This is a genomic window from Rahnella sp. BCC 1045, assembly GCF_019049615.1.
Classification (GTDB): domain Bacteria; phylum Pseudomonadota; class Gammaproteobacteria; order Enterobacterales; family Enterobacteriaceae; genus Rahnella; species Rahnella contaminans.
Map to the genome: position 1 here is coordinate 52,185 of NZ_JAFMOZ010000135.1, position 11,873 is coordinate 64,057.

Here is an 11,873-nt window from a genome sequence, read left to right on the forward strand (position 1 = left end):
CTGTGATGAAGAAAGTGGGTCTGCGCATTGATGTAGATACCTGGAGTGGCACCCGCGAGGGTGTCCCTCAGCTTCTGCAAGTCCTTTCGAAACATAACATTACTGCCAGTTTCTTCTTCAGCGTTGGGCCGGATAACATGGGGCGTCACTTGTGGCGCCTGCTTAAACCGCGCTTTTTGTGGAAGATGCTTCGCTCCAATGCCGCCTCGCTTTACGGCTGGGATATCCTTCTGGCAGGTACCGCGTGGCCGGGAAAACTCATCGCCCGCGATCTGGGTTATCTGATGAAGGAAGCTGCCAGGCGCGGTCATGAAGTCGGTTTACACGCCTGGGATCATCAGGGCTGGCAGGCGAAAGTCGGTAAATGGTCTGAGCAGCAGCTTGAACAGCAAATTAAGCTGGGGCTGGATGCACTGGAAAAAAGCCTGGGTCACGATGTGGAATGTTCAGCCGTTGCTGGCTGGCGCGCCGATGAACGCGTGATTGAGGTCAAAGAACGGTTCCATTTTTATTACAACAGCGACTGTCGTGGGAAATATCCTTTCCTGCCGGTGCTGGAAAACGGCACGCTGGGCACGGTGCAGATTCCGGTGACGTTACCCACTTACGATGAAGTGGCAGGTGGCGAAATCAATGCGGACAACTTCAATGATTTTATCCTCAACGCCATTATTGAGGATCAGGGTGTGCCGGTTTACACCATTCATGCAGAAGTTGAAGGTATGTCACTGGCTGCTCAGTTCGATGAGTTATTAATTCGGGCTGCCGCACAGGGGATTCAGTTCTGTGCGTTGGGCGATTTGTTGCCTCAAGATCTCAGCACGTTGCCAAAAGGCAAAGTGGTTCGTGCCAGTTTCCCAGGCCGGGAAGGCTGGTTAGGCTGTCAGCAAGAAGGTTTTTCCTGATGTCTAAATCCCTTAAAGGCGTATGGAGCACCTTAATTTTGGTGTTCTTTGCCCTGGTTTATCTTGTTCCTCTTAATTCCCGCCTGTTATGGCAGCCCGATGAAACCCGTTATGCCGAGATCAGCCGTGAAATGTTACAGCGCGGCGACTGGGTTGTGCCGCATCTTCTGGGTTTACGCTATTTTGAAAAACCGGTGGCCGGTTACTGGTTTAACAACATCAGCCAGATGATTTTTGGTGACAGCAATTTCGCTGTTCGCTTTGGTTCCGTGTTCAGCACCTTACTGAGTGCCTTGCTGGTCTTCTGGCTGGCAAACCTGATGTGGCGTAACCGCCAGACGGCGTACATTGCCACGCTGATTTACCTTTCCTTCACACTGGTATTCAGTATCGGTACGTACAGCGTGATGGATCCGATGATCACGTTGTGGATGACCGCCGCGATGGTCGCCAGCTATTTCTGCATGCGGGTTTCCGGAACACGGCAAAAAGCGCTGAGCTGGATTGCGCTGGGGCTGGCCTGCGGCATGGGCTTCATGACCAAAGGTTTTCTGGCGCTGGCGTTACCGGTGATTGCAGTTCTGCCGATTGTCTGGCGTGAGAAACGGTTCAAAACCCTGTTTGGCTGGGGCCCGCTGGCGATTGTTGCTGCGGTGGTGCTCAGCCTGCCATGGGTGCTGGCCATCGCACGCGAGGCACCGGATTTCTGGCGTTACTTCTTCTGGGTTGAGCATATTCAGCGTTTTGCCGAATCCAATGCGCAACATAAAGCGCCATTCTGGTACTACGTGCCGGTCTTGTTGCTCGGGGCTTTGCCATGGCTTGGGCTGCTGCCGGGCGCTTTACGCGATGGCTGGACGAAACGTGTGCTGCGTCCTGAATTATTCTTCCTGCTGAGCTGGACGATCATGCCGCTGATTTTTTTCAGCGTAGCGAAGGGTAAATTACCGACGTACATATTGCCGTGTTTCGCACCTCTGGCTTTGCTGATGGCCGATCATTTGGATCAGATCCGTCAGTCAGGAAAATTACGGGCGCTAAAAGCCAATGGCACCATTAACATCGTTTTTGGCGTGCTGATGGCGGTCGCGGTTCTGGTGATCTCCGGTATTTTACCGTTGCATGTCAAAGCCGTGTTCACCCGCGCTGAATTGCCCCGCGCGCTGATTGGTATCCTGTGCTTTGCCGTTTGGGCACTGGCCGGAGCGATGTCACTGACTGATGTGAAAAAACGCTGGTACTGGGCGGCTGCGTGTCCGTTGGTGCTGGCGCTTCTGGTCGGGCAGGCGATCCCGCAAAAAGTCATGGACTCCAAGCAACCACAAGGTTTCATCGGCGAAAATGTTGCAATGTTGCAGGACAGTCGTTTTGTGCTGTCAGATAATGTGGGGATTGCAACCGGTTTAGCCTGGGTTCTGAAGCGCGACGATATCATCATGTTTGGTGAAAAGGGTGAGCTGGAATATGGCCTGAGTTATCCTGATGCGAAGTCAAAATTTGTCGATTCCGCGGATTTCCCGGAATGGTTACAAAAAGCACGTCAGGAAGGAAATGTTTCTGTGATCCTCAGACTTGATAGAAATGCAGGTATCTCTGGCAAACTCCCACCGGCTGACCAGACGGTGCAGATTGAACGCCAGGCGCTGTTGTTCTACAAAAAACTTCCATGACCGGATTCCTTCTGGTTCTTGCCGTAAGCATCATCACCTGTGCCGGTCAGCTTTGTCAGAAGCAGGCCGCACAGGTCGCGGGTGACGGTCTTGCCCGCGTCTTACGCTGGCTGGGGCTGGCGGTATTGTTGCTCGGCATCGCGATGTTGTTATGGTTGCGCGTGTTGCAGCTTCTGCCGCTGAGCCTGGCTTACCCGATGCTCAGCCTGAATTTTGTTCTGATCACGCTCAGTGCACGCTGGTTTTTCAGGGAGTACGTTGACGGCCGCCACTGGTGTGGTGTGGCGCTGATCATGGCCGGTATCGCACTGATGAGTGTCAGCTTATGAAAGGGTATCTTTGGGGCGGGGCGAGCGTTCTGCTGGTGACGGCGGCGCAGTTGCTGATGAAATGGGGCATGGTGCAGATCCCGTGGGTTTCACTGGCTGAGCTTAATATTACTTTTATTATCAGCCATTTAAAACCGCTGGTAGCCGTGTTTCTGGGGCTGTGCGGGTATGCGTTTTCGATGGGCTGCTGGTTCTTTGCATTACGTTATTTGCCGCTGAACCGGGCGTATACCTTACTGAGTTTGAGCTATGCGCTGGTGTATATCGCGGCGGTCACATTGCCGTGGTTCAATGAAAGCATCAGCTTAACCAAAACGCTAGGGGGACTGCTGATCTTATCCGGTGTCTGGTTAATTCACAGCAAACCGGTAAAAGACGTCCATTAAAACGGCTTTAAACGATAAAAAACATTATTAAATATTGGATGACGGATAAAATAGCGCTAAATTCTATTAGTTCTTAGATAACGGCGACTTATCCGGTCCGCGCAAATTCCCGCGTCTGACCCTGCCGTGATGCAATTCAAAAAGGAATGCACTATGCGCTGGTCATCCGTATCCATGTATTCCCTGCTGGCTGTTGCTGCGCTGATTCTTAACGGTTGTAGCAGCCACGCGCCACCGCCAAGCGGACGTTTCGCCGATTCAATTACTGTTGTCGCAGAGCTTAACGATCAGCTCAGTCAGTGGCACGGCGCGCCTTATCGCTACGGCGGATTGCAGCCCAGTGGCGTAGACTGTTCCGGCTTTGTTTTCCGCACCTATCGAGACCGGTTTGGTGTCGTTCTGCCGCGTACCACGGCCGATCAAACCAAAATCGGCACCAAAGTTTCCCGCGATGAACTCCTTCCAGGTGATCTGGTTTTCTTTAAAACCGGTAGCGGCGAAAATGGATTACATGTCGGTATTTATGATACTGCCGACCAGTTTATTCACGCTTCGACCAGCCAGGGTGTAACGCGTTCCTCGCTCGATAATGTTTACTGGCGCAAAGTTTACTGGCAGGCACGACGCATCTGACGCCCCGTATCAAATAAACTATCCCCTGATTCCACTGCGTATTTCATCCTGATTTTTGCTGTTATTATCTGAACAGACTTTTTCAGGATGAATATGCAATGAAACCTCTCAGACTCTTACTTTCCGACTCTTACGATCCCTGGTTCAATCTGGCCGTGGAAGACTGTATTTTTCGTGAGATGACGACGCAGCGTGTTCTTTTCTTATGGCGAAATGCCGAAACCGTGGTTATTGGTCAGGCGCAAAATCCGTGGAAAGAATGCAATACGCGCAGGATGGAAGAAGACGGCATTCGTCTGGCGCGCCGCAGCAGCGGTGGCGGGGCGGTCTTCCACGATCTGGGCAATACCTGTTTTACGTTTATGGCAGGTAAACCGGAATACGATAAAAGCGTCTCGACGGGTATTATTCTTAATGCGCTAAAAAGCATGGGCATTAATGCCAGCGCATCCGGCCGCAACGATTTGGTTGTTCAGACTGCCGAAGGTGAAAGAAAAATTTCCGGATCGGCTTACCGTGAAACGGCCGATCGCGGATTCCACCACGGCACACTGCTGCTTAATGCTGACCTGAGCCGTCTGGCAAACTACCTCAATCCGGATGTTAAAAAGCTACAGGCAAAAGGCATCACGTCTGTCCGTTCGCGGGTTGCAAACCTCAATGAATTTGTTCCGGATATTAATCACGAGCAAATCAGTCAGGCCGTGACAGCCGCATTTTTCGAATGGTATGGCACGAGTGTCGAACCTGAAATTATTTCTCCTGACGTTTTCCCGGATATTCCCGGTTTTCCGGAACGGTTTGCAAAACAAAGCAGCTGGGAATGGAATTTCGGCAAAGCGCCGGCGTTCAGTCATTTACTCAATGAACGCTTTGTCTGGGGTGGAGTGGACATCCATTTTGACGTAGAAAAAGGCGCCATCAGCCGGGCGCAGATTTTCACAGACAGCCTGAATCCTGCGCCTATGCTGGCGCTGGCCGATGCGCTGGTGGGAACGCGTTACCATGCGAAGGATGTCGCAATGACCTGTCAGGAAATCACCGCACAATACCCGGCAATGCAGGCTGAACTTGGTGAACTGCAAATCTGGCTGGCGCGCTGTATCCGCTGAATCCAATCACCGGAACCCGTTTCTTCCGCAAAAAAAGGGTTCCGGTAAACAAGTCCATGTCTCTTATGTCCCTTCTTTTAACCATGATGCAGCAGACATATTTGAAATAATCTCTGGTTTATTATTACGTTAGAAAAGCAGCCGGAATACCAAACCGCACGTTATTCTTGCTGCTGATACTTGCGCAACATTTCATAAGCCACTATAACCATTAGATAAAATATTAAGTGACATGCTTGATTGTGCGATTGCACAATTAATAATCAAAATTTTGTCAAAATATGTCTGATAGCGCTCACAGACTGTGTTGCGCGTTTGCACCACTGACGATAAGATTAGTCCGAAAGCCCCTTTCTGACCGAAAGACGCCTCAAAACGAAGGCGCAAAAGGGACATACATTCTTACATTTTTTGATCTCTCTGCCGTTTGCGAGATCAGCACTCAACCCTTGAATCCGGCTAGGTTCTTTCTTGATATCAATTTCTCTAATATTTCGGTGACGCCTCGGGGCTCCGGTATCTTTATGATCTGATTGATAGTCAAAAAAGTTATTAATCAATTCGCAGTGCCGTTGATGTTTTGGACAAAAATGAAAATACAATTCGATACGGCGTTTAACAGCAACTATCTGTGCCAGCCGGTTTACTCAATCGAAGGGAAGTTACTCGCGATAGAATTAGTGTGTCGTTTTTCCAGCGCAGACAGCAAGCTAATCATGCCAACAGAGCTTGTGCTGAATTTGCTCACTCAGACGCAGCTGCAACGTTTTCTTAATGAGCAACAAATTTGGGCTAATGAACATGCCCGTTGGTTTTGTGATAACCAGGTCATTTTAAATATCGGCGTGGAAGAAAAACAGGTGGCGTTACTGCTCGAGGATGAAACCCTTCGCGATGCTTTTAAGGCACATCCTTTTATTCATCTGAATCTGAGCGAATCTTTCCCGCAACTTTCTGAGGGCCGGAAAAACCCGCAACTGATGGCGCTCAAGCAACATTTTCCCTTATGGCTGGACAATTTTGGCTCAGGGAATGTCACGATGGCACCCGTTTTCGATCACCTTTTTCAATGGGTGAAACTGGATAAAAATCTGTTCTGGCAGCTTTTCGAGGGCGAGCATTTTGCCATTGTGATGCCGTCGCTCCTGAGAAATGTTAACCGGTTTTGTCGCAATATTGTGGTGGATGGTCTGGACAGTCAGGCCTACTTTGATGCGCTGCGTAAGACCGATGTACAGGGGATGAAAGGTTTGCTTTGGCCGGGTGTGGACCCCGCAGAGCTGGACAATCTGCTTGTCCGGCCCGGCCAATTTCATTAATCGGTAACTCCAGTTCTGGTGCCATTATCCCGGTCAGCGCCTGCTGCACCGGGATTTTTCATTTCCGCGCTCCGCAATCTCCCTGTTATTACTCCGTGTTAATCACCGCGATGCCGCCCTACACTAAAGAAAAGGGGGATTTATGCCGCAATTCGAACATCATTACGCAGACCAGTTACCCGGTTTTTATACCGCGCTTCAGCCCACGCCGCTGAAAGGCGCGCGCCTTCTGTACCACAGTGAACCGCTGGCCCGCCAGCTTGGGCTGGATGACACTCTCTTTGATGCTGAGCACCGGGAGTTCTGGTGCGGTGAAAAATTCTTCCCGGGCATGTTGCCGCTGGCGCAGGTTTACAGCGGACATCAGTTTGGGCAATGGGCCGGACAACTGGGCGACGGCCGCGGGATTTTACTCGGTGAACAGGTTTTGCCTTCAGGACAACGCTTTGACTGGCATCTGAAAGGCGCGGGTCTGACGCCTTATTCACGCATGGGCGATGGCCGGGCCGTGCTGCGCTCGGTGATCCGTGAGTTCCTGGCGTCCGAAGCGCTTCATCATTTATCGGTGCCGACGACCCGCGCGTTGTCGATCGTGACCAGCGACGAACCTGTTTTTCGTGAACAGCCGGAACGCGGCGCAATGCTGATGCGCGTGGCTGAAAGTCATATCCGCTTCGGCCATTTCGAGCATTTTTATTACCGTAAACAGCCCGAACAGGTGAAACAACTGGCGGATTACGTAATCGCCCATCACTGGCCTCAGTTGCCGGAAAGCGAGCCGGACGCGACGCGGCGTTACCAGCAATGGTTCTCCGATGTGGTTGAGCGAACCGCCGCGCTGATTGCGCAGTGGCAAAGTATCGGGTTTGCGCACGGCGTAATGAACACCGATAACATGTCGGTTCTCGGCCTGACCATTGATTTCGGTCCCTACGGTTTTCTGGACGACTACCAGCCGGGCTACATTTGCAATCATTCCGATCATCAGGGACGCTACAGCTACGATAACCAGCCTGCGGTGGCGTACTGGAACCTTCACCGGCTGGCTCAAACGCTGTCCGGCCTGATGAGCAACGAACAATTACAGGCAGCGCTGGATTGTTACGAACCGGCGTTAATGAAAGCCTACGGCACGCTGATGCGCGGCAAGCTGGGCTTCTTCACGGAAGATAAACGGGATAACGATTTGCTGACCGGATTGCTCAGCCTGATGGCGAAAGAAGGCAGGGATTTCACGCAGACTTTCCGACTGCTCAGCCATGTGGAACAGCAACAGGCGCAATCCCCGTTACGCGATGAATTCATTGATCGCCCGGCGTTTGACAGCTGGTATCAGGCCTATCGCGAGCGTTTGCAGACGGAGAATATCGACGATGAGACCCGTCAGCAGGCGATGAAGCAAAGTAATCCGCGGATCATTTTGCGTAATTATCTGGCGCAGCAGGCGATTGAAAAGGCGGAAAAAGACGATATCAGTGCGCTGACACAGCTACATGAGGCGCTTCTCGACCCTTACAGCGATGCTCCGCAATACGATGCGATGGCGGCATTACCGCCGGACTGGGGAAAACATTTGGAAATTTCCTGCTCCAGCTAACGCGCAGTTAAAAAATGCCACATACCCGAAACGGTGTTGTGGCATTTTTGTTTTGAGGCCGTGTTTACTGACGCAGGAAAACCTGCGGTAAAGCGGTTTCCGGATGCGCGCAGACGTTCAGATCGGCCTGATACCAGCGGCTCAGCGTTTCTTCGCTCAGCACTTCAGCCGGTGTTCCGCTGGCAACAACTTTACCGCTGTGCAGCAAAATTATCCTGTCAGCATACAGCGCCGCCAGATTGAGATCGTGCAGCACGCAGCATACCGACAATGGCGTTTTCAGGGTCAGCTCGCGCAACAGGCGCAATGCATGTTGCTGATGGTATAAATCGAGCGCCGACGTCGGTTCATCCAGAAAAAGCCAGCGCGGAGCAGGGGCAGGTTGCCAGAGCTGAATCAGCACGCGTGCAAGCTGCACCCGCTGCTGCTCGCCGCCTGACAAATGGCGATAATCGCGTTCTGCCAGCGTCATACAACCGGTCTGCTGCATCACTTCGTTCATCGCATGTTGCATATTTTGCTGGCCGTGCGGTGAGCGTCCGAGCGTCAGCACTTCACGCACGCTGAAACCGAACGCCATCGTACTGTTCTGGCGCATCACCGCGCGGGTGCGGGCAAGATCCTTCGATGTCCAGTCGGCCAGCCGTTTTCCCTGTAATGTACAATGCCCGGACTGCGGCGTCAGATAACCTGTCAGCATGCGCATCAGCGTGGATTTCCCCGCGCCGTTTGGTCCGATCAGCGCGACCATTTCGCCGCTTTTCAGGCTGAGTGATACGTCGTCAATTAAGCGACGACCTCCGGCGGAATAGGACAAATTTTCCGCAACCAGCAATGAAGTGAGATCAGACATTGCGCGGCACTCCGGGCCGTAAAATTAACCATAAGAAATACGGGCCACCCAGAAGACTGGTCAGCAGGCCCACCGGCATTTCAGCCGGTGCGACCAGCGTTCTTGCCAGCGTGTCTGCCAGTAATAACAGGCAGGCTCCGGCCATGGCTGATCCCGGTAATAACCAGCGATGATCTGCACCCAGCCGCATGCGCAGCAGGTGAGGAATGACCAGACCGATAAAGCCGATAACACCGGAAACTGCGACCGCAGCGCCCACCAGCAGCGCACTCAGCAGCAATAATTGCAACTGCGTGCGGCGAACGTTAACGCCAAGGTAATGCGCATCTTCCTCACCGAGCTGCAAAATATTCAGGCGACGCGCCATGAATAATGTCGCCACGCAGGCGGGCAGAATTAACGATGCGGCAACCGCCAGCGTTGGCCATTGCGCCTGTCCGAGGCTGCCCATGCTCCACAAAGAAAACTGGCGCAGCTGCTGGTCATCGCTGACGTAAGTCAGAACGCCAACGGCTGCGCCACACAGGGCGTTTATGGCAATGCCGGCGAGAAGTAAACGCGACAACCCGCCATGCCCGAAACGGCTCAGCGCGAAGACGATGGCCGAAATTGCCAGGCTTCCCGCAAAGGCGCTGAACATGTGACCGTAGAGTGCCAGAACCGGCGGTAGCGACAGCGGCATGACAATAGTCAGTGCCACTGCCAGCGCCGCGCCGCTGCTGATCCCAAGCAAACCCGGATCCGCCAGCGGGTTGCGAAACAAACCCTGCATCACAGCACCGGAACAGGCCAGCGCGCAGCCGACCACTACGGCCAGCAGCACGCGGGGCAGACGAACTGTCAGCCAGATTTGCCATAACCCGTCGTCAAAAGGCCGCATTAACAAGGTACGCAGTGACAACGCCATCGCCCCGGTATTGGCTGCCAGAATAGCCAGTACCAGCAGAGCACCACCGAGGCCGATCAGCGCCCAGACAGGAGAACGGCGTCGGGACGGCATTGGGGGGCTCATGCTGCTCATTTCGCTTGTTCCGCCGCCTGACGCAGTTGTGCCATAACGACCGGCGTTTGCAGGCCAAAGCCCAGCAGCGACATATCATCAAGCACTAAAACGCGCTTATTTTTGCCTGCCGGCGTCATGGCAACCCCCGGTAATTTCCAGACCTGATCCATGCCGCCCAGCGTTTTCACGCCGTCGGAGGTCAGCAATAAAATGTCCGGAGCGCTGGCAATGACGCCTTCCTGCGAAAGAGGGCGATAACGGCTGAACCCCTGCATAGCATTTTTCGCACCTACGGACGTGATCATCGCGTCAGCCGCCGTATTCTGGCCTGCTGCCATAGACGACATTCCGCCGTGGCTCATGACAAACAGAATTTTTACCGGCAAAGCATTGTGATGGATGGCATCAAGCTGAGAACGGTACGTGGCAATCAGCTTTGCGCCTTCCGCCTGACGGTTGAGCGCGTCTGCAATCACTTCAATCTTTTTAGGTACGGTATCGACAGAAGCCGTGCCCGGCACGCGAATGACCTTCACGCCGTTTTGTGCCAGTTGCTGTAAAACCAGTGAAGGTTCTGCCAGCTCGCTGCTCAGCACCATCGAAGGGCGCATGGACAGGATCCCTTCGGTGTTGAGCTGGCGCATATAACCGACATCCGGCAGTTTCAGTACCGCCTGCGGACGCAGGCTGGTGCTGTCGCGTGCCACCATTTCATCGCCTGCCCCAAGGGCGTAGACAATTTCGGTCACATCGCCGCCGATACTGACCAGTTTCTCTGCGGCGTGGAGCACGGGTGCAGACAAAATTGCCGCAGCGGCAATCAGCGCTTTCAGAGGTGTTTTCATGCGGCAACGCCTTCGCTGCTCAGTTGTGCCAGTTGTTCGCGCCACCGGGTCTGTTCTGCCGTGCCTTCAGTACGCTGGCCGTACAGTTGTGCAATTTGCGTGCCGTCTGCGGCAAATAATTCCAGGCTGGTGACAAAGCCGTCTTTGGTCGGTTTACGGGTGATCCAGCTTTCTGCGATGGCGCTTTCCACCAGATGAAGGGTGAAGCGTTCGTTGAAAACGTTAATCCATTCACCGTGTGGCATCACTTTTTCAATCTGGCCGGTGAAGATTTGCACGCAACCGCGGTTGCCAACGAAAATCATAATTTCATTCTGATCATCTTTTGCGATGTTCAGCAAACGGGTCAGTGAACCGTTTTCGACACGCCATGCCAGATCGTCGCCTACTGCTTTGAAAGCCTGCTGGCGGGTGACATCATGGCGTTTGAGAAGCTGGAAGAACTGGTGAACATCTGTCATTGCACGCCAGTCAGCATCGATGCTGCTGGTATCAGAAACGCTGGCCGGAGCCACAGGCGCGACCGGTTCAATCTGCAGCGGAGGATTGACATCAGTTTTGTACTGGGCAATCAGCGCGTCCCAGGCTGCCATGTCGGTTTCGTCGGTGTTATACACTTTATGAACCGCGTCGCCGTGTGCATCAAAGAACTGAATACTGTGGCGCACGCCGCGGGCTGTGTTTTCAGACATGCTGAAAACGTGCAGCCAGTGCTGAAGGAAAAGACGTAAATCCAGCGCGCGCGGATTCAGGATTAACCCCGCATGGCCGCTGAGATGCTGGTTTTCATAGCGACCCTGCTGTTCGTGAACAGCATAATCATTGCGGGTGATGGATTTTGTCCCGCCCACATTTTCCAGTGCGGCCAGCAATGTACGGGCATCGACATCCAGTTTCACTGCATCATGCGAAACGCGTAAAGAGGTTAACTCGGCTTCACTGATACCTAAAATTCCCGCCAGATCGCGGGCATATTTACCGGGATTGGCTTCTTTGGCCTGTAAATAGTCCTGATAGTGAACTGAATGCATTGCTGTCTCCTCGTTGTCTTAATGTCATCTGCCATCAGGCAGATAAAAAATCGCGTTGTTATGTGAATGATTTGTAAAAATATTTGGACCAGAGACCAGCAAATTCCATTGCTGGTAATAGGAATTAATATCAATTTGATAATCATTATCAAATCATTGCACAAACACATCAAGAAAATTTTTGTTGATG

At 52.8% G+C, this 11,873-nt stretch carries 12 protein-coding genes; 8 read left to right on the plus strand and 4 right to left on the minus strand.

Annotated elements, in window-relative coordinates:
* Nucleotides 1–5: 5 nt before the first annotated feature.
* From arnD to J1782_RS17680, 8 genes are all read left to right on the plus strand, one after another.
* Nucleotides 6–905, plus strand: a complete 900-nt coding sequence (gene arnD / locus J1782_RS17645; protein WP_152325701.1) for a 4-deoxy-4-formamido-L-arabinose-phosphoundecaprenol deformylase — start codon at nucleotides 6–8, stop codon at nucleotides 903–905.
* Complete coding sequence (gene arnT / locus J1782_RS17650) at nucleotides 905–2,575, plus strand: lipid IV(A) 4-amino-4-deoxy-L-arabinosyltransferase (RefSeq protein WP_152325702.1); 1,671 nt, start codon at nucleotides 905–907, stop codon at nucleotides 2,573–2,575. Before arnD ends, arnT begins: the two co-directional genes overlap by 1 nt.
* Nucleotides 2,572–2,904, plus strand: coding sequence for a 4-amino-4-deoxy-L-arabinose-phosphoundecaprenol flippase subunit ArnE (gene arnE, locus J1782_RS17655; protein WP_152325703.1), 333 nt, complete (start codon nucleotides 2,572–2,574; stop codon nucleotides 2,902–2,904). Before arnT ends, arnE begins: the two co-directional genes overlap by 4 nt.
* Nucleotides 2,901–3,290 (plus strand): 4-amino-4-deoxy-L-arabinose-phosphoundecaprenol flippase subunit ArnF, encoded by a 390-nt coding sequence (gene arnF / locus J1782_RS17660; protein ID WP_165056884.1) that lies wholly within the window; start codon nucleotides 2,901–2,903, stop codon nucleotides 3,288–3,290. The genes arnE and arnF overlap by 4 nt, the downstream gene beginning before the upstream one ends.
* 153 nt (nucleotides 3,291–3,443) lie before the next feature.
* A complete protein-coding gene (locus J1782_RS17665; protein WP_082465713.1) occupies nucleotides 3,444–3,923 on the plus strand; it encodes an NlpC/P60 family protein in 480 nt (159 codons plus the stop codon).
* A gap of 98 nt (nucleotides 3,924–4,021) precedes the next feature.
* The gene (locus J1782_RS17670; RefSeq protein WP_217153624.1) at nucleotides 4,022–5,035 is read left to right on the plus strand and encodes a lipoate--protein ligase A; all 1,014 of its coding nucleotides are present in this window, start codon (nucleotides 4,022–4,024) and stop codon (nucleotides 5,033–5,035) included.
* 533 nt (nucleotides 5,036–5,568) lie between these two features.
* Entirely contained in the window at nucleotides 5,569–6,354 is a 786-nt protein-coding gene (locus J1782_RS17675) for an EAL domain-containing protein (RefSeq protein WP_244370549.1), read from the plus strand.
* Between the two features lie 142 nt (nucleotides 6,355–6,496).
* A complete protein-coding gene (locus J1782_RS17680; RefSeq protein WP_208951068.1) occupies nucleotides 6,497–7,951 on the plus strand; it encodes a YdiU family protein in 1,455 nt (484 codons plus the stop codon).
* A gap of 64 nt (nucleotides 7,952–8,015) precedes the next feature.
* On the opposite strand, the gene J1782_RS17685 is transcribed toward J1782_RS17680, so the two are convergent.
* Genes J1782_RS17685 through J1782_RS17700 form a run of 4 tightly spaced genes read right to left on the minus strand, consistent with a single transcriptional unit; the run spans nucleotide 8,016 to nucleotide 11,683 of the window.
* The gene (locus tag J1782_RS17685; RefSeq protein ID WP_152325707.1) at nucleotides 8,016–8,804 is read right to left on the minus strand and encodes a heme ABC transporter ATP-binding protein; all 789 of its coding nucleotides are present in this window, start codon (nucleotides 8,802–8,804) and stop codon (nucleotides 8,016–8,018) included.
* On the minus strand, nucleotides 8,797–9,825 hold the full coding sequence (locus tag J1782_RS17690) for an iron ABC transporter permease (RefSeq protein WP_165056888.1): 1,029 nt from the start codon (nucleotides 9,823–9,825) through the stop codon (nucleotides 8,797–8,799). The genes J1782_RS17685 and J1782_RS17690 overlap by 8 nt, the downstream gene beginning before the upstream one ends.
* Nucleotides 9,822–10,652: a hemin ABC transporter substrate-binding protein gene (locus J1782_RS17695; RefSeq protein ID WP_217153625.1), complete on the minus strand. Its 831-nt coding sequence runs from the start codon at nucleotides 10,650–10,652 to the stop codon at nucleotides 9,822–9,824. The genes J1782_RS17690 and J1782_RS17695 overlap by 4 nt, the downstream gene beginning before the upstream one ends.
* Nucleotides 10,649–11,683, minus strand: coding sequence for a hemin-degrading factor (locus J1782_RS17700; RefSeq protein WP_217153626.1), 1,035 nt, complete (start codon nucleotides 11,681–11,683; stop codon nucleotides 10,649–10,651). Before J1782_RS17700 ends, J1782_RS17695 begins: the two co-directional genes overlap by 4 nt.
* Nucleotides 11,684–11,873 lie beyond the last annotated feature (190 nt).